This window comes from Novosphingobium sp., from assembly GCF_036803765.1.
In the GTDB taxonomy this organism is placed as follows: Bacteria; Pseudomonadota; Alphaproteobacteria; order Sphingomonadales; family Sphingomonadaceae; genus Novosphingobium.
In genome coordinates this window covers 91,211-116,190 of record NZ_DAIRTS010000005.1, presented here as the reverse complement: position 1 = coordinate 116,190, position 24,980 = coordinate 91,211, and the positions used below count along the sequence as shown (strand labels likewise).

The following is a 24,980-nucleotide window of genomic DNA, read 5'->3' as shown; positions in this document are numbered from 1 at the left end:
ACCGATCCTCCCCATCCCCGATGGGGAGGTGTCAGGCGCGCCAGCGACTGACGGAGGGGCGAGACCATGCGCCGAGGCCTCTATCATGGGCGCGATCGTCGGGGAGGGGTTCACCCCGCGCGAGGGAACCGCTAGGCTGGTTGCCGATGCAACAGCTTTCTCCCGCCGAACAGGCGCTGCTCGCTCCGATCGACCCCGCGCCGCTCCTGGCGCAGGTGCTGGCGTGGAGTGCGATCAACACCGGCACGCGCAATCTGGCGGGCCTGGCCGTGCAGGCGCAGGCGCTCGCCGATGCCTTTGCCGTGCTGCCCGGCACGCTGAGCATGGTCGCCCCCGCCCCGGTCGAGACGGTTACCGCCGACGGGGCCGTCACCGCGCTCGACCACGGCGCGCACCTCGTCGTCTCGGTACGCCCCGAGGCGCCGCGCCGCTATCTGCTGACCGGGCACATGGACACCGTGTTCCCGCTCGGGCACCCGTTCCAGCACACCTCCTGGCTCGACGGGGAAACGCTGAACGGACCGGGCGTGGCCGACATGAAGGGCGGCATCGCGGTTCTGCTGGCCGCGCTGGCCGCGTTCGAGCGCAGCCCTGTCGCTGCGTCGGTCGGCTACGACGTGCTGATCAATTCGGACGAGGAGACCGGCAGCCTCGCCTCCGCCCCGCTCATCGCCGAGCTGGCGCGCGGCAAGGCGGCGGCGCTGACCTACGAGCCCTCGGCCCTGCCCGATGGCACGCTGGCCGGCGCGCGCGCGGGCAGCGGCAATTATTCAGCTGTGGTCACCGGGCGCTCTGCCCATGCCGGGCGCAACCCCGACGAGGGTCGCAACGCGCTGGTTGCCGCCGCCGATCTCGCGCTGCGGCTCAAGGCGCTGCACCGCCCCGGCCTCTCGGTAAACCCGGCGCGGATCGACGGGGGCAGCGCCAACAACGTGGTGCCGGACAAGGCGGTGCTGCGCTGGAACATTCGTCCTGCCGCCACGGCCGACGCCGACGCCTTTGCCCGCGCGCTGGGCGAGGCGGTGACGGCGGTCGAAGTCGCACACGAAGTCGCGATCCACGTGCACGGCGGGATCAGCCGCCCGCCCAAGCCCCTGACGCCCGAGGCCGAGGACCTGTTCGGGCTGGTGCGTCGCTGCGGGGCGGCACTGGGGCAGGACATCCGCTGGAAGGCGACCGGCGGGGTCTGCGACGGCAACAACATCGCCGCGCTCGGCGTGCCGGTGGTCGACACCATGGGCGTGCGCGGCGGAGCGATCCACTCCGCCGACGAGTTCCTGATCGTGGCCTCGCTGGCCGAACGCGCCGCGCTTTCCGCGCTGGTGCTCCATCGCCTCTCGGGAGGGGAATGAGACGATGGCGTTCCGTATTCGCGCAGCCAATCCCGACGATCTCGACCAGCTTTACGAAATGGCCAAGCTCGGCGGCAGCGGGTTCACCAACCTGCCCGCCGACAAGGCCTCGCTCGCGGCCAAGCTGGCCCGCGCCGCTGCGGCCTATGCCGATCCGCGCGACAGCCTGCCCGGAGGCCCGGGCGACGAGCTGTTCGTCACTATCCTGGAAAACACGCAGACCGGCGACGTGCGTGGCACGGCGCAGATCTTCGCCTGCGTCGGCCACAGCCATCCGTTCTATTCCTATCGCCTGACGACGCTGACCCAGCATTCCAAGGAGCTCAACCGTACGGTCCGCGCGGAGATGCTGCACCTCGTCACCGATCTCGAAGGATCGAGCGAGGTCGGCGGGCTGTTCCTCCATCCCGGAGAGCGGGCGGGCGGCCTCGGCCTGCTGCTGGCGCGCAGCCGCTATCTGTTCATCGCCATGCATCGCGGCCGGTTCGGCCCGCGCATCCTGGCCGAACTGCGCGGCGTAATCGACGAGCGCGGCGGCTCGGCATTCTGGGATGCGGTCGGCGGCAAGTTCTTCGGCATGGGATTTCATGAGGCCGATCATTTCAACGCGCTGAACGGGCACCAGTTCATCGCCGACCTCATGCCCAAGCATCCGGTCTACGTGGCGATGCTGCCTGAGGCGGCACGCACCGCGATCGGGATGCCGCACCCCAATGGCCGCCCGGCGATGCGCATGCTCGAGAACGAGGGCTTCGCCTACGAAGGCTATGTCGACATTTTCGACGGTGGCCCGACGATGGCGGCGCGCACCGACCAGGTCCGCTCGATCGCCGATGCGCGCGAAGCGGCGATCGCCCATGTTGCGGCACCCGAAGGCAGCGGGCCGGCGCGCAAGGTGCTGGTCGCGACCGGGCGCCTTGCCGATTTCCGCTGCACCCTGGGCGAAGTGGCCGATGGCCCCGACGGCCTCGTGCTCGATCCCATTTCCGCTGCCGCACTCGACGTGCGCGCCGGCGATACCGTGTGGCACGTGGCCCGCTGACAACAGAAGAGAACGACGATGGCACTGGTGGAAATCAACTTTGACGGGCTGGTCGGGCCCAGCCACAACTACGCGGGCCTGAGCCTGGGCAACCTGGCCTCCGCCAGCCATGCCGGCGACCCTTCTTACCCGCGCACCGCCGCGCTGCAGGGGCTGGCGAAGATGCGCCACAACCTCGACCTCGAGCTGGTGCAGGGCCTGTTCGTGCCGTTGCCGCGCCCCAACCCCGGCCTGCTCGATGCCCTCGGTCTTGACGCGCGCGCACCGACGGACGAGGCGGAAAAGCGCCTGCGCGCCGCCGCCTGGTCGGCCAGTTCGATGTGGACCGCCAATGCCGCCACGGTCAGCCCCGCTCCCGACACCGCCGACGGGCGCTGCCACCTGACCGCCGCCAATCTCGTCACCATGCCGCACCGCTCGCAGGAATGGGTCGACACGGTGCGCCAATTGCGCCTCGCCTTTGCCGATGCCGCGCACTTTGCGGTGCACGATGCCGTCCCTGCCTGCTTCGGCGACGAGGGCGCGGCCAACCACATGCGCATGGCCGCAAGCCACGATGCGCCGGGCCTCGAGATCTTCGTCTACGGCCGCCCCGGCGGGGCCTTCCCCGCGCGCCAGCACGAACAGGCCAGCCGTGCGGTGGCACGCCTGCACGGCCTCGATCCCGCGCGCTGCCTGTTCGTCGAGCAGGCGCCCGAGGCGATCGCGGCCGGAGCCTTTCACAACGATGTCGTCGCCGTCGCCAACGAACGCGTGCTGTTCACGCATGAACAGGCCTTCGCCGATCCCGAGGGCACCTATGCCGCGATTCGTGACCGGCTGCCCGAGGCCGAGATCGTGATCGTGCCCGCCAGCGCGGTTAGCCTTGCCGACGCGATCCGCTCGTACCTGTTCAATGCGCAACTGCTGACACTGCCCGATGGCGGCATGGCGCTGGTGATCCCGCTCGAGGCCTGGGAGATGCCCTCGGTCCGTGGCTGGCTCGACACCATGCTCGCCGGCAACGGTCCGATCCGGCAGGTCCTGCCCGTGGACGTGCGCCAATCGATGGCCAATGGTGGCGGCCCAGCCTGCCTGCGTCTGCGCGTCGTCGCCGATCCCGCCACGGTCGACCCGCGCTTCCTGCTCGACCACGATCGCATCGACCAGATCGCGGCCGTGGTGGCGCAGCATTGGCCCGAGCAGATCGACCCGCGCGACATCGGCAACGAGGCGCTCGCCCGAACCGTGATCGCCGCCCGCCAGTCCCTGCTCGGGACACTTGGACTGACCGAACTGCTGTGATGGCCTCGGCCGCGCGTGGAACTGGCGCGCAGGCCCGACCGTTCCTCTTTTGGGAAATGCGGCACACTTGTCGCCGCGTTTTACAGTTGCGACGCGGTTAACCGTATCGCACCCTGCGTTGACGGTGCGCCCGCGCGGTTGGCACGGTCGTTGCGAGGTCGAGAGGACACAAGGACAGGGCCGCATGCTTCGGAAATTCAGCCGACTCTTCATCATCAAGAACCGGTTCGAGGCATTCGCGGTGATCTATGCGCTCGCGCTCGGCGCGGTCGAGCGTGGGCAGGCCTATCTGACGCGTTTTCCGGGATATGGCGGCAAGCTGCTGTTCCTGGCCGCGACCTGCGCCGTCTTCATGGCTGGCGCCAAGATCCTCGACTGCCTGCGGTTCGAGCAGGAGCGGCAAGCCGCTGAGCGTAATGGGAATTCGGGCACACCAGCGAGGGGATCGCCGGACACGATCCCCTCCTGACGGTTCAGGTTTTGCGCGATCGTGTCAGAAGTTGACCGTCGCGGTGACGACCACGCGCGAGGACGAGATCGAGTCGCCGCCCGGCACCTGGTACTTGGAGAAGTTGGGCTGGAGGTACGCCGCCTCGGCCTTGCTGATATCGGTGTCGATATAGGCAACGCCGAGTACGATTTTGCCCAGCGCGAGATCGGCGCCCAGCAGCCAGTCGGCATATTCGCCGGTCGGCGCGACGCTGGTGCCGTTGGGGCCAAGGCCCGAGTTGCCCTTGCTGTAGCCGAGGTGGCCCTTGAGTGTGACCGGCGTGTTCGGGATCGCGCCGCTGACGTCACCCCAGAGGTAGAGGTTGTCCTTCTTAGCGCCGGGGTGGTCGGGAATGCCGGTCTGCGCCGAGGCACCGCTGTCGTACCACTTGCCGAGCGCCTGCTGGCTGGGCGCGTAGGCGACGCCGGCGAGGGCCGAAACCGGGCCGACGGTGCCCGACAGCTTGACGAAGGGTTCGGCAAAGTCGGTTTTCGCCGCGCCACCCGGATACATGTACCAGGTCAGGCCGACGTCGAGCGTTGCCGCACCGAAGGTCTTCTTGAAACCGCCGATGGCGTCGAGTTCGAGGTTGGGACCACCGAAGGTACCCCAGCCGGCGAGGTTGGAACCCCAGGTCCCGACGTAGAAGCCGCTTTCGTGCGCGATGGTCACGCCGGCCTGCAACGCAAAGCCGTTGTTCGACTGCGACACGCCGCGCAGGCGGTAATCGGTGACGACGGCAGCGCTGCCCGAGACGGTGATGGCGGACGGAGGCGCGGTATCCTGCGCCATGGCGTTGGAGGCTGCGGCCATCGCCACGCCAGCGAGAACAGCGGCAAGCGCAGTGCGGATAGTCATCGGAAACGTCCTCCCGGATGGGTCAAAAAAACGGTTCCGCCTGCGTGTCGCCGCCTGCTCGTCTCGGACCTGTGATCCGGCTGCAGGTTGCGGCGACGAGTCCATAGGTACGCCGCGTGACTGTCTGCTTTTTTGCTCAATTGCGACGAAAGATTGCCATGTTTCCGCTGTGCCTTTCAGGCAACACCCGGTCTTAGCGGGCGGGCTTTGGGCCGATGCGCTCCAGCACCAGTCCCAGCGCCAACACGGCCGCACCGGCCAGCGCGCCGGGTCCGAGTTGAGTCAGCGAGGACCACAGCATCGCGGCAGAAAGGACGATGAAGGCCGCTGGAAACAAGGGAAACAGCGGCGTGCGCACCGGCCAGTCGTGCTTGGGCGCCCGGCGTCGCAGCCGGATCGAGGCGGCCATGCCCAGCAGCACGAAGACCCAGTAGACCGGCGTCATGTAGTCGACCATCGCGGCGAACCCGCTTTCCGACAAGCCCGACACCGCGGTGAGCAGCAGCGCGAATCCGCCGACCGCGAGCGTGGCCCGGGCCGGTGTGCCGCGCTGCGGGTGCCATGCGCCGACGGCTGCCAGCGCGGGATGGTCGCGGGCGGCGGCGGCCGTCACGCGCGAGCAGACGATCAGCGTCGAGTTGATGCTGCTCGTCGCCGAGATGGCGACGATAGCGACAGTGATCCATGCCGCGGCCGGGCCAAAGGCGGCACGGGCGAGTTCGGCACCGGGCGCTGTGGCAGAGGCCAGCCCGGCAAGCCCGAGGCCATGCAGCAGCGCGGCATTGAGCGCGCAATAGATCACCATCAGCAGCGCCAGCGCGCCGATCACGACGACGAGCATCGCGCGCCGCCCGCCCCGCACCTCGCCCGACAGCGTCGCCATGTCGCTCCATCCGCCATAGGCGAGGAAGACATAGATCAGTGCTGTGCCGAGACCGCCGGAGGCGCCGGCTACGGGCAGCGATGCCGCCTGGCCCGCGGCCGGAACGGTGCTGAACCCGGCAATGGTGATCCCGGCAAACCCTGCGGCCACGAGCGCCACGAGCATGGCCTGAGTCAGGAAACCGAGGCGTACGTGAACGAGGTTGAGCCCGGTCAGCGCCGCGACGATCGCGAGTGCGAGCAGCCCACGGCCGCCGTGTCCCATCGGCCAGATCGCCGTGGCATAGTCGGCGAGAAGATGCGCCATCAGCGCGATCCAGCCGGTGTGCATGATGGCAAAGCGCGACCAGGCATAGAGCCGCGCCAGCCGCGTCCCCCAGGCGCGGCGCAGGAAGGCATATTCCCCGCCCGAATCCGGAAATGCCGCCGCCATCTCGACGTAGCACAACGCACCGACCATGCTGGCCAGCGCCCCGGCCACCCACAGCAGCAAGACATGCCCGCCTGGCGCATGCGCCGCCACGGTCGGCGCCGTCTTCAGGCTGTCGGTCGACAGGACCATACCGAGCGCGACGAGCAAGGCCTGCGGAAGGCCGAGATGCGGCAGGGGACGCGCGGTGCCGGGAGGCGGCGAAGTGGTTCGGGTCAAGCGGGGTCTGTCCGGCAACTGGCAATGGGCGGGCCGCAATCGGCCCGGTCGCCGCATAGTGCGGATTTGCAGGATGCCATCAAGGGGCACCTTCACGCCGAGGTAGCAGCCCTGCGGCCATTGTGGCATCGCGGATCGCAGGACCAATCGCATAGGGGGCTTGCGGCTCATGCTCATTCTCGATGGCGGCACCGGCCGCGAACTCGCGCGGATCGGCGCGCCGTTCCGCCAGCCCGAATGGTCGGCACTCGCCCTGATCGAGGCGCCGGAGTTCGTCTCCCGCGTTCACCAGCGCTATGTCGACGCGGGCGCGGACGTCATCACGACCAACAGCTATGCCCTCGTCCCCTTCCATATCGGGCAAGAGCGCTTCGACGCACAGGGCGCCATGCTGGCCGACCGGGCCGGTGCCTTGGCCCGCGCCGTCGCCGACACGGCGCCCCGCGTGGTGCGCGTTGCAGGGTCGCTGCCGCCGGTCTCGGGCTCCTACCGGCCCGATCTCATCGACCAGGCGCGCAGCCGGGCGGTGCTGTCGGTTCTCGTCGGCGCGCTGGCCGCGCATGTCGACCTCTGGCTGGCCGAAACGCTGTCCGCCGTGGTCGAAGCCGAACTGGTCGCCGACTGCGTGGCCGGAACCGGCGCGCCGCTATGGCTGTCGTTCACCCTGGCGGACGAAGACCTGGCCGCGCCGCCGATGCTGCGCTCCGGCGAGACGGTGGCACAGGCAGCCATCGCTGCACGGCGGCTGGGCGCCGAGGCGCTGCTGTTCAATTGCAGCCAGCCCGAAGTCATGGCCGCGGCCATCACGGACGCGCGCGAAGCGCTTGGGAAACAAGCGCCCCTGCCGATCGGCGTCTATGCCAATGCCTTCCCGCCCCAGGGCGCGGATGCAGAAGCCAACAGCGGCCTTAGCCCGATCCGCGCCGACCTCACGCCCGAAGGCTATGCCGCGTTGGCGCGAGGCTGGGCCGGCGCGGGCGCGGGCATTATCGGCGGGTGCTGCGGCATCGGCCCCGAGCATATCGCGCAGCTTCACGCCGCGTTGCGCTGAGGGCCTGCTACTTGGCCGGGGCGATCAGGTCAGGCAGCCCGGTCCTGTTGCCGGGCCGAGGCGACGGTATAGCCGACCTGCGGCACGTCGTGCGCGAAGGGGCGCAGCGCCTTGCCCAGATTGCGCTCCATCGCGGGGACGATGCGATTGCGCGCCTCGGCGGCGATCGCCTTGCGGCCCGGGAAGTCGCGCGGGTCGAACGGATCGAGGAAGTGGATGTCGAGCCGGAACGAGCCGCGGCGGCCGAGAATGCGCAGGGCGTTGTCCTTGCCGCTTTCGGTGCCGATCCAGCCGATCCACTCCGCCACTTCGCCGTAATCGAGCGCCACGGGCTGTACCAGCACGCCGGGCGGCGGCGGCTCGAGCACGCGCAGCATCGAGGTCTTGAACGGCAGGAGCGATTGCCCGTCGGTCGTCGTGCCTTCGGGGAATACCGTGATTGCCCAGTTGTCCGCCAGCGCCTCGCGCAGGCGATTGATCTGTTCGGCGACGCCCAGGCGATCCTCGCGGCTGACGAAGACCGTGCGGTTCAGCTTGGCGAGCCAGCCCACCAAAGGCGCCTGGCCGATCTCGGCCTTGGACACGAAGGCCGTGCCGCTCGCCCCGCCCAGCGCGAGGATGTCCACCCACGACAGGTGATTGCTGATGTAGAACACGTCGCGCTTGAGCGGCGTGCCATGGACCCGCAGGCGAGCGCCGCACAGCCGCGCTGCGCAGTAGAGGAATACGCGTGGCATCGGCGAGCCGTAGTGGATCGCGCGCCAGATGTAGTGCACCGGCACGCAGATCAGCAGGGCAATCAGCAGGCCAGCGGCGCGCCAGCTGACGCGGAACCAGCCCAGTGCATCGATCGGCCGGCCACGCTCGGGGCCGACACTGCGGCTCTTGCGGCGGAATGCTATCATCGAAACGGGCTCCCCTCCCAGGATGCTTGCGTCGCTAGGTGCGTGGATCGCAAGCTCAGCCGTCGCGGCCGAGCTTTACGCCGTAAAGTTCCATTCGGTGATCGACCAGGCGATAGCCAAGCTTCTCGGCGATCTGGCGCTGCAACTGTTCCAGTTCGGGATCGACGAATTCGATCACCTTGCCGGTTTCCACGTCGATCAGGTGGTCGTGATGCGCCTCGGGCGTGGCCTCGTAACGGGCGCGTCCGTCGCCGAAATCATGCCGGTCGAGAATGCCCGCCTCCTCGAACAGGCGCACGGTGCGATAGACCGTGGCGATCGAGATGCGCGGATCGCGCGCGGCGGCGCGCTCGTGCAGCTTTTCGACGTCGGGATGATCGGTGCTTTCCGACAGGACCTGGGCGATCACGCGGCGCTGGTCGGTGATGCGCAGGCCACGTTCGGCGCAGAGGGCTTCCAGGTCAATCAATCGGTGCACACGGATCTCGTCATTGGCATCTCGTTATGATCAAGGCCGGCGCGATCGCCGTTCCACGTCATTCGGATAGCTGCCTTACAGGAGTTTTTCGCGGTTGTTAACCGGCGACGCGGCCCGGCCGGCGCCCTGCCGGATGCAGGCCGCGAAAGGGGGCCAAGGACGAGGCCATGACCACGAAAAAGCCGGCGCATCCCCATCGGGACACGCCGGCGTCATCGTGCGCCTGGCGCCACCGATCGGGTGTGCCGGTCAGTCCGCCGCTGCCTTGGCGCGGGTGCGCTTGGCCGGTGCCGGCGTTTCGGCGGGCTTGCGGCCGAGACCGATCTTCTTGGCCAGCTCGCGACGCTTTTCGGCGTAGGCGGGCGCGACCATCGGATAGTCGGCAGGCAGGTTCCAGCGCTGGCGATACTGTTCCGGCGTCATGTTGTAGCGCGTGGCCAGGTGACGCTTGAGCATCTTCAGCTTCTTGCCGTCTTCAAGGCAGACGATGTGGTCGTTCTTGACCGAGGCACGCACCGAGACGGCGGGTTCGGGCGCCGCTTCGGCAACCGGTTCGGACGGATTGAGACCAGCGAGCGCGGAATACACGTTCGAGATGAGTGTTGGGAGATCACCAACCGACACGCTGTTGTTGCTGACATGTGCCGCGACAATGTCGGAGGTGAGCGTGATCAGGGTTTCACGCATATCGTTTTCGATTTCAGTCATTGCGAACCGCTTTCGTTTTTATGGATGGCGTTGCGAATTCTGCTGGATCCATCCCATCACAGACCATCAACCACATCTATACGCCATCGCATGGGATATTCAATGTCGGAACGGTCGGTTTTCGCGAAATACGACGAAATGATCGCACTGTGCTTTAGTGCAATCGTGGTTGTTCAGAGCTTTAGTTCCTGACTGATCGCATCGATACGGGTGCCATCCGAAGAGCGATAATATCCGCGTCGCACGCCGACTTGGCGGAAACCGTGCTTGTGATAGAGATGTCCGGCCGGATTGCCGTCGCGCATTTCGAGGAAAAGTCGCGCCATGCCAAGACCGCGCGCCTCTTCAATGAAACGAGCCAGCAATGCATCGCCAAGGCCGAGCCTGCGGTGGGAAGGGCTTATCGCGAAAAGAAGAAGTTCTTCTTCATCGAAGATACTGCGCGAAAGAAAGAAGCCCGCTGCGGGTTGATCGTCGGCGATGTCGAAAGCCCCGTCGGCACCGATGAGGCCGTACCGCGTGCGGCTGATCAACATGGCGTCGCCGACCTGGCGGCGGTTCCATGCCTCGCCATATTCGGGCGGGAAGGCCGCGACCATGACCGCCATGATCCGGTCCAAGTCGTCGGCGGGCGCGCTCATGTCGGGAGCGTCGCCCCCGCCGGCAGCTTGGCATCGGGCGCGCGGCCATAGGCGGGCGCGGCGCCATCACCCAGCGCCGAGGCCGGCAGCAGGGCGGCGTGGCGCGCATCGGGCCAGAGCGGATAGGCCATGACATCCGGCCGCGCGGCGGCGCAGGCATCCGCCTGGCTGCCGGCAACGAGCGGCGCGGTGAGCCGTGCCAGCACAGCCTCGGGCGGGAGTGACGCCAGCGGCGCCAGCGGCAGGCCGTCCGCATTGAAGGGGCGGAAGAACCATTCGCCGTGGCCGCCGGTCATGACCACGTCGACGGCCGCGCCGCTAGTCATGGGGCGCGCGGAGTCGCCGCGCTCGGCCAGCGCCATGGCCGCGACGAGCGCCAGACTTTCGTAGCTTTCGACGCGCGCACCCCATGCCAGCGCAAGCGCGCGGGCGGCGGCCAGGCCGACACGGATACCGGTAAAGCTGCCCGGGCCCGCGTCGACGACAACGGTGGCGGCCCGCCCGCGATCGGGCAATGCGGCGATCATCGGCACCAGCGCCTCGGCATGGCCGCGCCCCAGCATCGCGCCTTGATGCGCGAGCAGCCTGTCACCCTCGAACAGCGCGACCGAGCAATTCTCGGTGGCGCTGTCGATCACCAGGCGGCGCGCAGCGATATCCGGTTCGTTGGCCAAGCGCCCCGCCCCCGCGACGTCAGGCCGCGCGGACTTCGGTCACTTCGGGGACGTAGTGCTTGAGCAGGCTTTCGATGCCGTGCTTGAGCGTCGCCGTCGACGAGGGGCAACCCGAACATGCGCCCTGCATCTTGAGATAGACCACGCCCTCGCGGAAGCCGCGATAGATGATGTCGCCGCCATCGTTGGCCACGGCGGGGCGCACGCGGGTCTCGATCAGGTCCTTGATCTGGTCGACCACGTCGGCATCGGCCGGATCGTCGCCCATGTCCTCGTCCTCGGCCGGGACGGCGATCTCGGCCGCGCTGCCGCCGGCGAAAAGCGGCGCCTGCGACACGAAGTGGTCGAGCAGGATCGCCAGGACCTGCGGCTTGGCGCTGGCCCATTCGGCGCCCGGCGCGATCGTCACCGACACGAATTCACGGCCGAACAGAACCTCGGTCACGTCGCCCAGCGAAAACAGCGCGCTGGCGAGCGGCGATACTTCGGCCTCTTCGGGCGAAGTAAACGAGCGCGTGCCGCTGGTCATCACCAGTTCGCCGGGCAGGAACTTGAGCGTGGCCGGATTCGGCGTCGTTTCGGTTTCGATGAACATGCCCCTGCATTTAGGACCGGGGGGGCATGGGTCAAGGGCCTTAGGCGGCGTGGGCAAATTCCACAGCGTCACGGCTGGAGGCAAAAACCGCCAGTTCAAGGAGGTGAGGAAGCACAATATCGGGAATATTGCGCGACGAGCCGACGCGGAAATGGCGGTTTTTGCCTCCAGCCCCGAAAGGGGTTGCCCTGTAAAAGGCCCTGGCAGCGTTGCTCGTCCTTGAAGGAAGCCCACTCCTCCTGCGTCCTCGCGCCTCGCCAAGGCCTTTTACAGGGCAACCGTGGCGTTGTGGAATTTGTCCACGCCGCCTAAAGGCCGCAAACGCCCGCTATTTCGCTGGAATGCGGCCTCGCCGCCGATTATGACGACGGCCATGAGCCATATCCGCCAGCGCCTCGCGCCCGCCGCCGCCCTTCTCTCCCTCGTGCTGGGCGCCGCGCCCGCTATCGCCGCGCCGGCACCGGTGCGCGCTGCGGCAGCCCCGGCCGCCTCGGCCGCGATCCTGCCCGTGCCGCTGCAGCCGATCATCGCGGCCGGCCAGCGCCAGTGCACCGCCAAGACCGCTTCGGGCCTCGGCACGATGACGCTCAAGCCCGCGACCGGCGCCATGCCGACCAAGGCCGACTTCGTGCTGGTCAATTACATCGGCTACCTCGCGGCCGACGGCAAGGTGTTCGATCAGGCCAACGCCGCCGCCTTCCCGGTCGAAGGCGTGATCCCCGGCTTCTCCGAAGGCCTGCAACTGATGGCCAAGGGCAGCATCTGGCGCTTCTGCGTGCCGGCCGCGATCGGCTATGGCGCCAAGGGCGCGGGCGACACGATCCCCGCCAATGCCGATCTCGTTTTCCAGGTCGAACTGGTCGACTACAAGACCGCGGCCGAAGTCGAGGCGATGCGCGCCGCGGCCCAGGCCGGCCAGCCCGGCGCCGCCGAGGGCGCACCCGGCCAGGCCCCTGCCCCGGCCGCGGCAACCCCGCCCAAGCCCTGATCCGCGAAGGCTGCCTCCTTCTCCCGAACGGAAGGAGGCAGCCCGCTACGAAAACAGGCATACGAGGAGCCGGGCAACGCGGGAGGCGGGCGCCAATCGGCCCTCCCTTCTATTCACTGGCCCTTCACATTCACGCTCCCTATACAAAGCCCATGCGATCGAAAATCCGGCCGTCGCGGCGCTTCGTTCTTCTCGTCCTCCCCCTTCTGGCGAGCACGGCCCTGGCGCAAGCGCCCGCGCTTGCACGGCCCGCGGCCAAGGCTGCAGCGCCTGCCTCCACATCCGCTGCCGCCACCAGCGCCAACTGGCTCTATGCCGGCAGCGATGTGCCGCAGGACAAGGAGTGGATCTTCGGCCGCCTGCCCAACGGCATCCGCTATGCCGTGCGCCACAACGGCGTACCGCCTGACCAGGTTTCGGTCCGCGTGCTGGTCGATGCCGGCGCCTTCTACGAAACCGACAGCCAGCGCGGCTTTGCGCACCTCATCGAACATCTGACTTTCCGCGATTCCAAGTATCTCAAGTCGGGCGAGGCGATCCCGACCTGGCAGCGCCTTGGCGCGACCTTTGGCAGCGACACCAATGCCGAGACCAGCGGCACGCAGACGGTTTACAAGCTTGACCTGCCCGGCGCGACGCCGGCCAAGCTCGACGAGACGTTCAAGCTGCTGTCGGGCATGATCGCCGACCCGATCTTCACGCCCCAGGGCGTCAAGACCGAGGTGCCGATCGTGCTGGCCGAGATGCGCGAGCGCTCCGGCCCGCAGACCCGGGTGATGGATGCGACGCGCGAATTGTTCTTCGCCGGACAGCCCGCCGCGACGCGCTCGCCCATCGGCACGGTCGAGACGCTGCAGGCCGCGACGCCCGAAAGCGTCAAGGCATTCCACGACAAGTGGTATCGCCCCGACAATACGATCATCGTCGTGGCCGGCGATGCCGACCCGCAGGCGATGATCGCGCAGATTTCCAAGTGGTTCGGCCCGTGGCAGGCTCCGGCGAGCAAGCTGCAGCCGGTCGACTTCGGCAAGCCGGTGGCGCCGAGGGGGGCCTCGCCGGCCAACCCGGTGGGCGAGACCCGCGTGATCGTCGAGCCGACGGTGCCGCTGCAATTCAACTATGCCGTGGTGCGCCCGTGGAAGAAGCACGCCGACACCATCGCCTATAACCAGGGCCTGATGATCGACCGTCTGGCCATGGCGGTCATCAACCGTCGCCTCGCGGTGCGCGCCCGCGCCGGCGGCAGCTTCCTCAGCGCCTCGGTCGACCAGCAGAACTATGCGCGTTCGGCGGACACCACACTGGTCAGCGTCACCCCGCTCGGCAACGACTGGAAGGCTTCGGTCGCCGATGTGCGCGCGGTGATCGACGATGCGCTGGCCGCCCCGCCCTCGCAGGCCGACATAGACCGCGAGGTCGCCGAGTTCGAGGTGTCGTACAAGGTGCCGGTCGAGACGCAGCGCACCCAGGCCGGCTCTGCGCTCGCCGACGACATCACCCAGGCGGTCGACATCCGCGAGACCGTGGCCAATCCCGACACCGTCTACGCGATCTTCCGCAAGTCGACGGCGCTATTCACGCCCAAGGCCGTGCTCGAGCACACCCGCGCGCTGTTCAAGGGCACCGTGGTGCGCGGCATGCTGACCACCCCGACCGACACCGGCGCCACCGCGGCGGACGTGCGCACAGCGCTGGTCGCCAAGCCCGTGCCGACCACCAGCGTGCGCCTCCCCGGAGATGCGGTCTCGTTCGCCAAGCTGCCCGCGCTCGGCCAGCCCTCCACCGTCACCGAAGCCCAGCCCACCGGCATCCTCGGCATCGAGCGGCTGACGCTGTCCAACGGCGTCAAGGCGCTGCTCTGGGCCAATGATGCCGAACCGGGGCGCATCATCGTACGCGTCCGCTTTGGCGGCGGGCTGGCCGCGATCGCGCCCAAGGACGCGATCTATGCGCCGCTCGGCGACATGGCGCTGATGGAGACCGGCTTCGGCAACGTCGACCGCAACGCGCTCGACGTGCTGGCGACGGGGCGCAAGTTCAACCTGAACTTCAAGCTCGACGATACCGCCTTCGAGTTTTCGGCCGACACGCGCCCCGCCGACCTCAAGGACCAGCTCTACCTGTTCGCCGCCAAGCTGGCGCAGCCGCGCTGGGACCCCAACCCGATTGTCCGCGCGGTCGCCGCCGCCCGCCTGCAATATGCGGGCAGCGACGCCTCGCCAATGGCCGCGCTGCAGCGCGACATCGGCTGGCTGCTCAAGGACAAGGACCCGCGCTACAAGGTCGCCGACCCCGCCGCGCTCGACACCGTGACGCCCGAGGACTTCAAGCGCGTCTGGGCGCCGCTACTGGCGCAAGGCCCGATCGAGGTCGACATGTTCGGCGACTTCACGCGCGAGCAGGCGCTGGCCGCGCTCAACGCGACCTTCGGCGAACTCGCCCCGCGCCCGGCCGCCGCGCCCCCGCCGCTGAACCCGCACATCCCCGCGCACAACGAGACGCCGGTGGTGCTGACGCATACCGGCGACCCCAACACCGCCGCGGCGATGGTCGTATGGCCGACGGGGGGCGGCCGCGCCGGGGTTCACGAATCGCGCCAGCTCGAGATCCTGGCCCAGATCGTCAACAACCGCCTGTTCGACGAGATGCGCGAGAAGATCGGCGCGTCCTATGCCCCGCAGGTCGAATCCTCGTGGCCGATGGACTTGCCCTCGGGCGGATACCTCGGCGCCACGGTGCAGCTGCGCCCCGGCGACCTGCCGGCGTTCTTCACCGCCGCCGACAAGATCGCCGCGGACCTCGCGACCGCGCCGCCCACTGCCGACGAGATCGAACGCGTGACCGAGCCGCTCAAGCAGCTCATCACCCGCGCGAGCACCGGCAACGCCTTCTACATGTCGCTGCTTGGCGGCGGCGCGCTCGAACCGGGCAAGTTCGACGACATCCGCTCGATCCTGGTCGACTACAGCAAGACCACGCCCGAGGCGATGCAGGCGCTGGCCGCGCGCTATCTGGTCAAGGACCGGTCGTGGCGCGTGGAAGTGCTGCCCAAGGGGAAGTAGGCAGGCGCAACGGCACCTCAGGTCCTCCCCATCGTCGATGGAGAGGTGGCAGGCGCGGTACGCGACTGACGGAGGGGCGAGGCCGTCTCAGGCCCCTCCACCACCGGCTTCGCGGGCGGTCCCCCTCCCCGCCTTCGGCAGGGAGGAGCAAGCGAGATCCTCCCCATGCCATGGGGAGGGGAACCGCCGCGTAGCGGTGGTGGAGGGGCAGCCCTTGCCGCGCCACTCACGCAATAAAATTACGATTACTCTATGCAGAATGCTTTCTTTGCATTCCCGCCGGGGCCGGAGTATGGCCGCGCCTCTTGAAAGGAAAGAGGACAGTGGCACAAAACTGGAATGCAAAGAGCTGGCGGGATCACGAGGCGCGGCATCTGCCGGTCTATCCCGATGCGGAGAAGCTGAACGCGGTCGAAGCGACCCTCGGCAACTTTCCGCCGCTGGTCTTTGCCGGCGAGGCACGCGCGCTCAAGGCCGATCTGGCCCAGGTGGCGGCGGGCAAGGGTTTTCTGCTCCAGGGCGGGGACTGCGCCGAAAGTTTTGCCGAGTTCCATCCCAACAACATCCGCGACACGTTCCGCGTGCTGCTGCAGATGGCGGTGGTGCTGACCTTCGCCAGCAAGCAGCCGGTGGTCAAGGTCGGGCGCATGGCCGGGCAGTTTGCCAAGCCGCGTTCCTCGCCGGTCGAGCGGCAGGGTGATGTCGAGCTGCCGAGCTACCTCGGCGACAACATCAACGGCATCGACTTCACGCCCGAGCAGCGCATCCCCGACCCGGACCGCATGCTGCGCGCCTATAGCCAGGCGGCGGCGACACTGAACCTGCTGCGCGCCTTCGCGGGTGGCGGTTACGCCAACTTGCGCCAGGTCCATGGCTGGACGCTCGACCACATCGCCAAGAGCCCCTGGGCCGCCAAGTTCGGCGAGATGGCGGACAAGATCGGCGAAGCGCTCGACTTCATGGAAGCCTGCGGGGTCAATCCGTCGAACGTCCCGCAACTGCAGGGCACCAGCTTCTACACCAGCCACGAGGCGCTGCTGCTGCAGTACGAGCAGGCGATGACGCGGCAGGATTCGCTGACCGGCGAATGGTACGACACCAGCGCGCACATGCTGTGGATCGGTGACCGCACGCGTTTCGAAGGCTCGGCACACGTCGAGTTCCTGCGCGGCGTGGGCAACCCCATCGGCATGAAGTGCGGGCCGAGCCTGACGCCCGATGCGCTGCTGCGCATGCTCGATACGCTCAACCCCGCACGCGAGGCCGGGCGCATCACGCTGATCAGCCGCTATGGCCACGACAAGGTCGAGGCCGGGTTGCCCGCGCTGGTCCGCGCGGTGAAGCGCGAGGGCCATCAGGTGGTGTGGAGCTGCGACCCGATGCACGGCAACGTCATCAAGGCCGATAACGGCTACAAGACGCGCCCGTTCGACCGCATCCTGGGCGAAGTGAAGGGCTTTTTCGCCGTTCACCGCGCCGAGGGCACGCATGCCGGCGGCATCCACATCGAGATGACCGGCCGCGACGTGACCGAATGCACCGGCGGTGCGGTGGCGATCACCCAGGAAAACCTGGCCGACCGCTACCACACCCATTGCGACCCGCGACTGAATGCGGCGCAATCGATCGAGCTGGCGTTCCTGCTGGCAGAGATGCTCAACCTCGAGCATGCCGATCGCAAGGCCGAAGCGGCCTGATCGCACAATCATGATCCGGCCCTCTCCCGCCCGGCGGGAGGGGGCCGCGTCATTTCAGGCCCCCATCCACGGACCCCTTCCACGGACAGCGCCGGGCCGTGTCACATTTCCTTCAAGCGGCCTTTCCGCCGCCCCCCATTTGCCCTAAGCCGCGCCGATCATGCGCATCCGCCAGCTTGCCCACGTCGCCGATCCGGCGCTCTGCCCCCGCATCGTCATCAAGGTCGGCTCGGCCCTGCTGGTCGGTCGCGACGGGCAGCCGCGCCGCGAATGGCTGGCCGCGCTGGTGGCGGAGATCGCCGCCGCGCGCGCAGCCGGGCAACAAGTCATCATCGTATCGTCGGGCGCCATCGCGCTGGGTGCGCGCCGCCTTGGCTTGGCCAAGGGCGGTCGCGGCAGCCTGGCCGACGCGCAGGCCTCCGCCTCGGTCGGGCAGATTGCGCTGGCCGGCCTGTGGGCCGGGTTGCTGGGCGAACACGGCATCACCGCGGCGCAGATCCTGCTGACGCTCGAGGACCTCGAAGACCGGCGCCGCTACCTCAACGTCACCGCCACGCTGGGCCGCTTGCTGGCCGCCGGCGCCGTGCCCGTCATCAACGAGAACGATTCGGTCGCGACCGAGGAAATCCGTTTCGGCGACAACGACCGGCTCGCCGCGCGCGTGGGCCAGGCCGCGGCGGCCCAGGCCGTGCTGCTGCTCTCGGACATCGACGGGCTCTACGATCGCGACCCGCGCCAGCCCGGCGCTACGCGGATTCCCGTGGTGCAGGGCGTCACGCCCGAAATCCACGCGATGGCCACCGGCGGATCGTCGTCGGGCCTTGGTTCGGGCGGCATGACCTCGAAGCTGCAAGCCGCCGAGATCGCGGAGATGGCCGGCATGGCGCTGGCGATCATCGACGGACAGCCGCAGACGCCGATCGCCACGGCGCTCGATGCCACGCGCGGCACGCTGTTCCTGCCGCGCCGCCGCCATACCGCACGCAAGGCCTGGCTGGGCGGACGGCTGCGCATGCGCGGGGCGGTCCATGTGGATGCCGGCGCGGCTGCCGCGCTCGGCCGCGGATCTAGCCTGCTCGCCGCCGGCGTCACCGCGATCGAGGGGAGCTTCGCGCGCGGCGATGCCGTGGCGGTGCATGGACCCGATGGCACTGTGCTCGCCCGCGGTCTTAGCGAATACGATGCGGCCGACGCGGTGCGCCTGATCGGCCACCCCTCCACGGCGCACGAGGCGATCCTCGGCTATGCGCCCCGCTCCGCGCTGATCCACCGCGACCAACTGGTCCTGTTGTGAGCATCGCGGCATGATGGCGCTGCGCCAGCGTCCAGGCGAACTGCTCGCGGTGACCGGGGCGACCGGCTTCGTCGGACAGGCCGTGCTCGAGATCGCGTCGCGCGCCGGTCTCGACGTGCGCGCCCTCACCCGCCGCCCGCAACCGGCGCGCGAAGGCGTCGAATGGGTCCAGGGCGACCTCAACGACACCGCAGCGCTCGCCCGCCTCGTGCGCGGCGCCGCTGTCGTCGTCCACATCGCCGGCGTGGTCAACGCACCCGATTCGGCCGGCTTTCATGCCGGCAACGTCACCGGCACGCTCAACATGGTCAATGCCGCGCTGGCCGGCGGAGCCGAACGCTTCATCCACGTCTCCTCGCTCTCGGCGCGCGAGCCGCAATTGTCGGTCTATGGCGCCAGCAAGCGCAAGGGCGAGATGATCGTGCGCGCCTCGAGCCTCGACTGGACGGTGGTGCGCCCGCCCGCGGTCTATGGCCCGCGCGACACCGAGATGTTCGAGCTGTTCAAGCTGGCGAAGAAGGGCCTGGTCCCGCTGCCGCCGCAGGGCCGCGCCTCGATCATCCACGTCAACGACCTCGCCCGCCTGCTGATCGCGCTCGTCCCCGGCGGCGAGGACGTGACCAGCCAGACCTTCGAGCCCGACGACGGCACCCCCGGTGGCTGGAGCCACCCCGACCTTGCCCGCGCGATCGGCATGGCGGTGGGCAAGCGCGTGCGCCCGCTGCCCCTGCCGCGCGGCGTGCTGGAATTCGCCGCCAAGGCCGACGGCTGGGCGCGCAAGGACAAGGCCAAGCTGACGCTCGATCGCGTGGGCTACATGTGCCACCCCGACTGGACCGTCAGCGACGGCGCCCGCCCTCCCGCCAGCCTGTGGGAGCCGCAGGTGGAGACGACGATCGGCCTCCACGCCACGGCGGCGTGGTATAAGGAAGCCGGCTGGCTTTGACCTTTCAGATCCTCCCTGTGCCGCAGGTACGGGGAGGATCAATGTGGCGCGCAGCTGGCCGCCTAGGCGGCGACCCACTCCATCGTGATCCGGCCCTTTTGTTCCTCCGGCGCCAGTGCGGCACGCAAGGCTTCGAGCAGCGGCGGCAGACTTTGCGTGAAGGCATAGGGCGGGTTGACGAAGAACAGCCCGGCCCCGTTGAAGGCGCCCGGCTGATACTGGTCGTAGAGCCAATGCTCGACCGCGAGGATCTTGGGGATGCCCAGCCGGCGCAACTGGTCCTTCCAGCGCAAGTGCGTGCCGCCGTCCTTGAGCGGATACCAGATCGCCGTCACGCCGTGCGACCACTTGCGGTGCGCGCTGGCGAGCGTCGCCGTGATGCGCTCGCGCTCGTCGGTCTGTTCGTAGGGTGGGTCGACAACGACCAGCCCGCGCGGCGTGCGCGTCGGCAGCATGGCCAGCCAGACCTCGTAGGCGTCGCGCTCGTGCACTGCGGCACCGGTGCCGCGCATCGCGCCGCGCAAGGCGTTGGCGTCGACCGGGTGCTTCTCGTTGAGGATCAAGGCATCCTGTTCGCGCAGCAACTGCGCGAGGAAGCGCGGCGAGCCCGGGTAGAGCCGCAGTTCGCCGTCCGCATTCACCGCCTGGACGGCGGCGTGATAGTCGTCCAGCAGCGGGTTCGCATCCGCCATTGCCCGCATCACGCCATGCGCCGCCTCACCGGTGCGCTGCGCCTCGTCGCCGCCGAGATCGTAGATCCCGCAACCGGCGTGGGTGTCGATCAGTGTCAGCGCGCTCGGCTTGAGCTGCAGCGCCTGCAGGAGGGCGATCAGCAGGGTATGCTTGACGACATCGGCGTTGTTGCCGGCGTGGAAGGCGTGGCGGTAATTCATCGCAGTGCTGAAACCAGACTGTCCGCCGCGATGCAAGACGCTCCTGGGCCCCCGCCTACGGCCCGCCCTACGCCCGCGCCTCGGTCAATGCCCGCCCGGCATCGGCCGGCAGGCGCCAGGCCCCCAGCAGACCCGCCAGCGCGACGAGGGCCATGGCGACGAAGGCGAAACGGTAGTCCGCGCCGCTGCCGTCGATCCCCAGCATGCCTGCCGCACGCGCCCCCGCATGCACGCACATCGCCGCGACCGTCACACCCGCGGCGGCCCCCAGTTGCAGCAGCGTGTTGAACAACCCGTTGGCATCGCTCATCGCCTCCTGCCCGATGTCGGCGAAGGCCAGCGTCGACAGCGTCGAGAACTGGAGCGAGCGGGTAAGCCCGTTGACGTAAAGCAGCGCGGCGATCGCCAGGGTGGGCATCGCCGGGGTGATCACCGCCAGCGAGAGTAGCGAAGCCACCGCGACCAGCCCGTTGACCATCAGCACGGGGCGGTGGCCGAATCGGCGCAGGATGCGCTCGACCAGCGACTTCATCGTGATGTCGCCCGCGAACAGCGCGACGACGAACAGACCGGCATGGACCGGGCTGAACCCGAACCCCGCCTGCATCATCAGCGGCAGCAGGAACGGCACGGCGCCGATCGCCATGCGAATCAGCAGCCCTGGCCCCACCGCCACGCGAAACGTCGGGATCGCCAGTGCACCAAGGTCGATCAGCGGCCGTTCGCTGCGCCGCAAGTGGGCGACGGCCAGTGCCAGCACCGCAATCCCACCGCCGACCAGCGTGAGGGCGACGGGTTCGACCGCGCGCGCGCAGCGCTCCAGCCCAACCTGCAACAACACGACGCCGAGCGCGACGAGGCCGAAGCCCGGCCAGTCGAATCGGCGCTGCACCCCGCGCACGTCCGGGATCAGCCACAGCGCGGCAGCCAGCGCCACCGCGCCGATCGGCACGTTGAACCAGAAGATCCAGCGCCATCCGAGATGCTCGGTGATGAGGCCACCGATCGGCGGGCCGACGACGGGCGCGAACAGCGCCGGCCAGATCAGCGCCGAAAGCGTGGCGATCAACTGGTCGCGCGGGGTGTGGCGCATGACCACCAGCCGCCCGACGGGCGTCATCATCGCACCGCCCACCCCCTGCAGCACGCGCAGCGCGACGAATTCGGGCACCGATTGCGCCTGCCCGCACAGGGCCGAGGCGATGGTGAAGATCGCGATCGCCGCGGCAAACACCGATCGTGCTCCGAACCGGTCGGCCAGCCAGCCGCTGGCGGGGATCAGCACGCCCAGCGCGAGGAGATAGGCACTGATCCCGATATCGAGCGCGACCGCCGAGGTGTGGAAGGTCCTCGCCATCGCCGGCAGTGCCGTGGTCAGGATCGTGCCATCGAGGATTTCCATGAACAGCGCGCCGGTAACCAGCGCCATCATCAGGCGCCGACGCAGCGGTGCGATGGGCACGGGTGCATCGTCTGTCACGGACGGAGAGGACGCGGAGGCGGGTGACGTCAAGGCCGGGGGCTCCTTGAGGCAGGGGCATATGCGGGGGCGTATGCGGGGCCCGCTCTAGCCGATGTGGTCGTCAAGCCCAGTGCAAATCGACGCGACAGCGCGCGCGGTCAGAACGCCGGCTGGTACTCGGGCGGGAGATCGTTGTCGCCGTCCTTGCCGCCGGGGACGTGGATGCCGCATTCGGTCTTGTCCCAGCCCTTCCAGCGGCCCGAACGCGGGTCTTCGCCGGGGGCCACTTTGCTGGTGCACGGCGCGCAACCGATCGAAGGATAGCCCTGTGCGACCAGCGGATGGACCGGCAGATCATGCGCCGCGAAATAGGCGTCGAGCGCGGCCTTGTCCCAGTTGGCCAGGGGGTTGATCTTGAGCCGCCCGGCCGCGTCGCTCGTATCCAGCTCGAACCGGGCAAGGCCTGCGCGCGTGGCCGACTGGAAGCCTTTGCGGCCGGTGATCGTGGCATCAAAACCTGCCAGCGCCCGCGCCAGCGGCTCGACCTTGCGAATCGCGCAGCAGCCGTCGGGATCCCACGACCAGCGCAGCCCCGCCTCGTCCTTCTTGGCCAGCACCGCCTCGTCCGGCTCCATGACCATCATGCCGGTCAGGCCCAGCCGCGTGACCAGGGCGTCGCGGTAGGCCAGCGTCTCGGCAAAGTGCTTGTGCGTGTCGAGAAAGACCACGGGCGTCGCCGGGTCGACCGCGGCGACCAGATGCAGCAGCACCGCGCTTTCGGCGCCGAAGCTCGAGACCACCGCGGCCCGGCCCGCCAATCCCTCGCGCAGCACCGCTGCCAGCATCGCCTCGCTGCTCACGCCCTCGAAACGGGCGTTGAGCGCCTCGACGTCGGCCGCAGTGAAGCGCGGTGCCGTGTCGAGAACGTCGCGGATGCGGGGAGCGGTGGCAGCCATGGGCGTCAGTCCTGTGTCACGCCGTGGCGCGCGGCCCAGATCGGGGCGCGGCCGTCGACGGTCTTCTGATAGACTTCGGGCCAGGTGGCGAATGCCGCTTGCGCCGCCTCGGCCGAGATCGGCTTGTCGGGCGCGAAGCTGTCGAACCCGCAGCGGCGCATGTGGCTGAGCTGGTCGACCAGCACGTCGCCCACCGCACGCAGTTCGCCGGCATAGCCGCGCTCGCGCAGCGAACGCGCCGCCGAATAGCCGCGCCCGTCACCGAACGAGGGGAAGTTGACCTCGATCAGCGCCAGCCGGTCGAGATGCGGCAGCAGCGCCAACGCGTCGTCGCCCGGCTCGATGCGCACGGCGGTGGCATTGGCCTGGGCGGCGAAGGCATCGACTGTCACCGCCGGGTCGCCCACAGGCTCGTCGTCGCGATAGCGCAGGACCAGCTCAACCATAGATCGCCTCCTTGAACGGGGCCATGCCGATGCGGCGATAGGTATCGAGGAACCGCTCGCCCTCCTCGCGCTGGGCGAGATAAAGCTCGGTCGCCTTCTCGATGGCGTCGACCACGCCGTCCTCGGTGAAGCCGGGGCCGGTGATCGTGCCGAGCGAGGTATCCGCGCTTTCGGCGCCGCCGAACGAGAGCTGGTAATTCTCCACGCCCTTGCGATCGACGCCGAGCACGCCGATGTGGCCGGCGTGATGATGCCCGCAGGCGTTGATGCAGCCCGAGATCTTCACCTTCAGCTCGCCGAGGTCGCGCTGGCGGCCGATGTCGGCAAAGCGGTCGGTGATCTTCTGCGCCAGCGGGATCGAGCGCGCATTGGCAAGCGCGCAATAGTCGAGGCCGGGGCAGGCGATGATGTCGGTGATGAGGTCGAGGTTCGGCGTGGCAAGACCCGCCGCTTCCAGGGTCTGCCACAGGCCGTAGAGATCGGCCTTCTTCACATGCGGCAGCACGATGTTCTGGGCATGCGTGACGCGCAGTTCGTCGAGGCTGTGGTCGCGCGCCAGGTCTGCCAGCAGGCGGATCTGGTCGGCGCTGGCATCGCCCGGGATGCCGCCAACGGGCTTGAGGCTGACCGTGACGATCGCATAGCCCGGCTGCTTGTGCGCATCGACGTTCTGGTCGACCCACAGCGCGAAGTCGGGGTCGGTCAGGTCGAGATCGTCGGACAGGCCGGCTTCGAGGCCGGGGTCGCCGAACATCGCCTTGATCCGCTCCAACTCGGCCGGCGGCGGCTCGAGCCCGAGGGTCAGGATGTGGGCGAATTCCTCTTCGACCTGGCGGCGATATTCGGCGACGCCGATTTCGTGAACGAGGATCTTGATCCGCGCCTTGTACTTGTTGTCGCGGCGGCCGTGGCGGTTGTAGACGCGCAGCGCCGCCTCGAGGAACGAGATCATCTGCAGCGCGGGCACGAATTCGGCGATGCACGGCGCGATCATCGGGGTGCGGCCCATGCCGCCACCGGCGAAGAACTTGCAGCCGATCTCGCCGGCCTCGTTTTTAACGATCTGGATGCCGATGTCGTGCAGGCGCATGGCCGCACGGTCGGTTTCGCTGGCGATGATCGCCACCTTGAACTTGCGCGGCAGGTAGTCGAATTCCGGATGGAAGGTCGACCACTGGCGCAGCAGCTCGGCATAGGGGCGCGGGTCGGTCACTTCGTCGGCGGCGGCGCCGGCAAAGTGATCGGCCGTGGTGTTGCGGATGCAGTTGCCGCTGGTCTGGATCGCGTGAAGCTGGACCTTGGCCAGCTCCTCGAGGATCTCGGGCGTGTCGGACAGCTTGATCCAGTTGAACTGGATGTTCTGGCGCGTGGTGAAGTGCCCGTAGCCGCGGTCGTACTTGTCGGCGATGTCACCCAGCGTGCGCATCTGCTGCGAATTGAGCGTGCCGTAGGGCACGGCCACGCGCAGCATGTAGGCATGCAGCTGGAGGTAGAGGCCGTTCTTGAGGCGCAGCGGCTTGAACTGGTCCTCGGTCAGCTCGCCCGAGAGGCGGCGTGCCACCTGGCCGCGGAATTCCGCGACGCGGGCATCGACCATGGCCTGGTCGTGTTGGTCGTATTGATACAT

Annotated in this window: 23 protein-coding genes; 10 read left to right on the top strand and 13 right to left on the bottom strand. The window is 68.5% G+C overall.

Annotation, left to right across the window (positions count from 1 at the left end):
• Nucleotides 1-146 precede the first annotated feature (146 nt).
• From V7Q48_RS04990 to V7Q48_RS04975, 4 genes are all read left to right on the top strand, one after another.
• Nucleotides 147-1,352 carry a hydrolase gene (locus V7Q48_RS04990; protein ID WP_333836651.1) on the top strand — a complete coding sequence of 402 codons (1,206 nt, stop codon included), beginning with the start codon at nucleotides 147-149 and terminating at the stop codon, nucleotides 1,350-1,352.
• A gap of 4 nt (nucleotides 1,353-1,356) precedes the next feature.
• Entirely contained in the window at nucleotides 1,357-2,394 is a 1,038-nt protein-coding gene (locus V7Q48_RS04985; RefSeq protein WP_333836650.1) for an arginine N-succinyltransferase, read from the top strand.
• 18 nt (nucleotides 2,395-2,412) lie between these two features.
• Nucleotides 2,413-3,678: an N-succinylarginine dihydrolase gene (locus V7Q48_RS04980; RefSeq protein WP_333836649.1), complete on the top strand. Its 1,266-nt coding sequence runs from the start codon at nucleotides 2,413-2,415 to the stop codon at nucleotides 3,676-3,678.
• A 184-nt stretch (nucleotides 3,679-3,862) separates the two neighbouring features.
• Nucleotides 3,863-4,147, top strand: a complete 285-nt coding sequence (locus V7Q48_RS04975; protein ID WP_333836647.1) for a hypothetical protein — start codon at nucleotides 3,863-3,865, stop codon at nucleotides 4,145-4,147.
• 24 nt (nucleotides 4,148-4,171) lie between these two features.
• Here the strand turns inward: V7Q48_RS04975 and V7Q48_RS04970 are convergent, their stop codons facing one another.
• Nucleotides 4,172-5,026 carry a TorF family putative porin gene (locus tag V7Q48_RS04970; RefSeq protein WP_333836645.1) on the bottom strand — a complete coding sequence of 285 codons (855 nt, stop codon included), beginning with the start codon at nucleotides 5,024-5,026 and terminating at the stop codon, nucleotides 4,172-4,174.
• Between the two features lie 193 nt (nucleotides 5,027-5,219).
• Nucleotides 5,220-6,557 carry an APC family permease gene (locus V7Q48_RS04965; RefSeq protein WP_333836644.1) on the bottom strand — a complete coding sequence of 446 codons (1,338 nt, stop codon included), beginning with the start codon at nucleotides 6,555-6,557 and terminating at the stop codon, nucleotides 5,220-5,222.
• Between the two features lie 169 nt (nucleotides 6,558-6,726).
• Between V7Q48_RS04965 and V7Q48_RS04960 the strand changes: the two genes are divergently transcribed.
• Nucleotides 6,727-7,608 carry a homocysteine S-methyltransferase family protein gene (locus tag V7Q48_RS04960; protein ID WP_333836642.1) on the top strand — a complete coding sequence of 294 codons (882 nt, stop codon included), beginning with the start codon at nucleotides 6,727-6,729 and terminating at the stop codon, nucleotides 7,606-7,608.
• Nucleotides 7,609-7,637: 29 nt separating this feature from the next.
• On the opposite strand, the gene V7Q48_RS04955 is transcribed toward V7Q48_RS04960, so the two are convergent.
• The 6 genes from V7Q48_RS04955 to V7Q48_RS04930 all read right to left on the bottom strand — a co-directional run bounded on the left by V7Q48_RS04955 (nucleotide 7,638) and on the right by V7Q48_RS04930 (nucleotide 11,609).
• Nucleotides 7,638-8,513, bottom strand: a complete 876-nt coding sequence (locus V7Q48_RS04955) for a lysophospholipid acyltransferase family protein (RefSeq protein WP_333836641.1) — start codon at nucleotides 8,511-8,513, stop codon at nucleotides 7,638-7,640.
• Nucleotides 8,514-8,568: 55 nt separating this feature from the next.
• Nucleotides 8,569-8,991, bottom strand: coding sequence for a Fur family transcriptional regulator (locus V7Q48_RS04950; protein ID WP_333836640.1), 423 nt, complete (start codon nucleotides 8,989-8,991; stop codon nucleotides 8,569-8,571).
• Nucleotides 8,992-9,240: 249 nt separating this feature from the next.
• Nucleotides 9,241-9,699, bottom strand: coding sequence for a MucR family transcriptional regulator (locus tag V7Q48_RS04945; RefSeq protein WP_333836639.1), 459 nt, complete (start codon nucleotides 9,697-9,699; stop codon nucleotides 9,241-9,243).
• Between the two features lie 173 nt (nucleotides 9,700-9,872).
• Nucleotides 9,873-10,340: a GNAT family N-acetyltransferase gene (locus V7Q48_RS04940; protein WP_333836637.1), complete on the bottom strand. Its 468-nt coding sequence runs from the start codon at nucleotides 10,338-10,340 to the stop codon at nucleotides 9,873-9,875.
• On the bottom strand, nucleotides 10,337-11,014 hold the full coding sequence (gene tsaB / locus V7Q48_RS04935; protein WP_333836636.1) for a tRNA (adenosine(37)-N6)-threonylcarbamoyltransferase complex dimerization subunit type 1 TsaB: 678 nt from the start codon (nucleotides 11,012-11,014) through the stop codon (nucleotides 10,337-10,339). Before tsaB ends, V7Q48_RS04940 begins: the two co-directional genes overlap by 4 nt.
• Before the next feature lie 19 nt (nucleotides 11,015-11,033).
• Entirely contained in the window at nucleotides 11,034-11,609 is a 576-nt protein-coding gene (locus V7Q48_RS04930; protein WP_333836635.1) for a NifU family protein, read from the bottom strand.
• 373 nt (nucleotides 11,610-11,982) lie between these two features.
• On the opposite strand from V7Q48_RS04930, the gene V7Q48_RS04925 reads away from it, so the two are divergent.
• From V7Q48_RS04925 to V7Q48_RS04905, 5 genes are all read left to right on the top strand, one after another.
• Nucleotides 11,983-12,597: an FKBP-type peptidyl-prolyl cis-trans isomerase gene (locus tag V7Q48_RS04925; protein ID WP_333836634.1), complete on the top strand. Its 615-nt coding sequence runs from the start codon at nucleotides 11,983-11,985 to the stop codon at nucleotides 12,595-12,597.
• Between the two features lie 152 nt (nucleotides 12,598-12,749).
• Entirely contained in the window at nucleotides 12,750-15,659 is a 2,910-nt protein-coding gene (locus tag V7Q48_RS04920) for a M16 family metallopeptidase (RefSeq protein WP_333836633.1), read from the top strand.
• A gap of 323 nt (nucleotides 15,660-15,982) precedes the next feature.
• Entirely contained in the window at nucleotides 15,983-17,356 is a 1,374-nt protein-coding gene (locus tag V7Q48_RS04915) for a class II 3-deoxy-7-phosphoheptulonate synthase (RefSeq protein WP_333836631.1), read from the top strand.
• Nucleotides 17,357-17,516: 160 nt separating this feature from the next.
• Entirely contained in the window at nucleotides 17,517-18,650 is a 1,134-nt protein-coding gene (gene proB, locus V7Q48_RS04910) for a glutamate 5-kinase (protein WP_333836630.1), read from the top strand.
• Between the two features lie 10 nt (nucleotides 18,651-18,660).
• Nucleotides 18,661-19,596 (top strand): NAD-dependent epimerase/dehydratase family protein, encoded by a 936-nt coding sequence (locus V7Q48_RS04905; protein WP_333836628.1) that lies wholly within the window; start codon nucleotides 18,661-18,663, stop codon nucleotides 19,594-19,596.
• A 62-nt stretch (nucleotides 19,597-19,658) separates the two neighbouring features.
• Here V7Q48_RS04905 and V7Q48_RS04900 read toward each other — a convergent pair whose 3' ends face one another.
• The 5 genes from V7Q48_RS04900 to V7Q48_RS04880 all read right to left on the bottom strand — a co-directional run bounded on the left by V7Q48_RS04900 (nucleotide 19,659) and on the right by V7Q48_RS04880 (nucleotide 24,980).
• Nucleotides 19,659-20,489, bottom strand: coding sequence for a 23S rRNA (adenine(2030)-N(6))-methyltransferase RlmJ (locus tag V7Q48_RS04900; protein WP_333836627.1), 831 nt, complete (start codon nucleotides 20,487-20,489; stop codon nucleotides 19,659-19,661).
• 67 nt (nucleotides 20,490-20,556) lie between these two features.
• On the bottom strand, nucleotides 20,557-21,969 hold the full coding sequence (locus V7Q48_RS04895) for an MFS transporter (RefSeq protein WP_333836625.1): 1,413 nt from the start codon (nucleotides 21,967-21,969) through the stop codon (nucleotides 20,557-20,559).
• 140 nt (nucleotides 21,970-22,109) lie between these two features.
• Nucleotides 22,110-22,907 carry a phosphoadenylyl-sulfate reductase gene (locus V7Q48_RS04890; RefSeq protein WP_333836623.1) on the bottom strand — a complete coding sequence of 266 codons (798 nt, stop codon included), beginning with the start codon at nucleotides 22,905-22,907 and terminating at the stop codon, nucleotides 22,110-22,112.
• A gap of 5 nt (nucleotides 22,908-22,912) precedes the next feature.
• A complete protein-coding gene (locus V7Q48_RS04885; RefSeq protein WP_333836621.1) occupies nucleotides 22,913-23,353 on the bottom strand; it encodes a DUF934 domain-containing protein in 441 nt (146 codons plus the stop codon).
• Nucleotides 23,346-24,980: a nitrite/sulfite reductase gene (locus tag V7Q48_RS04880; protein ID WP_333836620.1), complete on the bottom strand. Its 1,635-nt coding sequence runs from the start codon at nucleotides 24,978-24,980 to the stop codon at nucleotides 23,346-23,348. Before V7Q48_RS04880 ends, V7Q48_RS04885 begins: the two co-directional genes overlap by 8 nt.

Excerpts from the sequence above, each read along its gene's own strand:
- V7Q48_RS04990 (WP_333836651.1), top strand. The coding sequence starts at position 147 with ATGCAACAGCTTTCTCCCGCCGAACAGGCGCTGCTCGCTCCGATCGAC.
- V7Q48_RS04985 (WP_333836650.1), top strand. The coding sequence starts at position 1,357 with ATGGCGTTCCGTATTCGCGCAGCCAATCCCGACGATCTCGACCAGCTT.
- V7Q48_RS04980 (WP_333836649.1), top strand. The coding sequence starts at position 2,413 with ATGGCACTGGTGGAAATCAACTTTGACGGGCTGGTCGGGCCCAGCCAC.
- V7Q48_RS04975 (WP_333836647.1), top strand. The coding sequence starts at position 3,863 with ATGCTTCGGAAATTCAGCCGACTCTTCATCATCAAGAACCGGTTCGAG.
- V7Q48_RS04970 (WP_333836645.1), bottom strand. The coding sequence starts at position 5,026 with ATGACTATCCGCACTGCGCTTGCCGCTGTTCTCGCTGGCGTGGCGATG.
- V7Q48_RS04960 (WP_333836642.1), top strand. The coding sequence starts at position 6,727 with ATGCTCATTCTCGATGGCGGCACCGGCCGCGAACTCGCGCGGATCGGC.
- V7Q48_RS04955 (WP_333836641.1), bottom strand. The coding sequence starts at position 8,513 with ATGATAGCATTCCGCCGCAAGAGCCGCAGTGTCGGCCCCGAGCGTGGC.
- V7Q48_RS04945 (WP_333836639.1), bottom strand. The coding sequence starts at position 9,699 with ATGACTGAAATCGAAAACGATATGCGTGAAACCCTGATCACGCTCACC.
- V7Q48_RS04940 (WP_333836637.1), bottom strand. The coding sequence starts at position 10,340 with ATGAGCGCGCCCGCCGACGACTTGGACCGGATCATGGCGGTCATGGTC.
- V7Q48_RS04930 (WP_333836635.1), bottom strand. The coding sequence starts at position 11,609 with ATGTTCATCGAAACCGAAACGACGCCGAATCCGGCCACGCTCAAGTTC.
- V7Q48_RS04925 (WP_333836634.1), top strand. The coding sequence starts at position 11,983 with ATGAGCCATATCCGCCAGCGCCTCGCGCCCGCCGCCGCCCTTCTCTCC.
- V7Q48_RS04920 (WP_333836633.1), top strand. The coding sequence starts at position 12,750 with ATGCGATCGAAAATCCGGCCGTCGCGGCGCTTCGTTCTTCTCGTCCTC.
- proB (WP_333836630.1), top strand. The coding sequence starts at position 17,517 with ATGCGCATCCGCCAGCTTGCCCACGTCGCCGATCCGGCGCTCTGCCCC.
- V7Q48_RS04905 (WP_333836628.1), top strand. The coding sequence starts at position 18,661 with ATGATGGCGCTGCGCCAGCGTCCAGGCGAACTGCTCGCGGTGACCGGG.
- V7Q48_RS04900 (WP_333836627.1), bottom strand. The coding sequence starts at position 20,489 with ATGAATTACCGCCACGCCTTCCACGCCGGCAACAACGCCGATGTCGTC.
- V7Q48_RS04890 (WP_333836623.1), bottom strand. The coding sequence starts at position 22,907 with ATGGCTGCCACCGCTCCCCGCATCCGCGACGTTCTCGACACGGCACCG.
- V7Q48_RS04885 (WP_333836621.1), bottom strand. The coding sequence starts at position 23,353 with ATGGTTGAGCTGGTCCTGCGCTATCGCGACGACGAGCCTGTGGGCGAC.
- V7Q48_RS04880 (WP_333836620.1), bottom strand. The coding sequence starts at position 24,980 with ATGTATCAATACGACCAACACGACCAGGCCATGGTCGATGCCCGCGTC.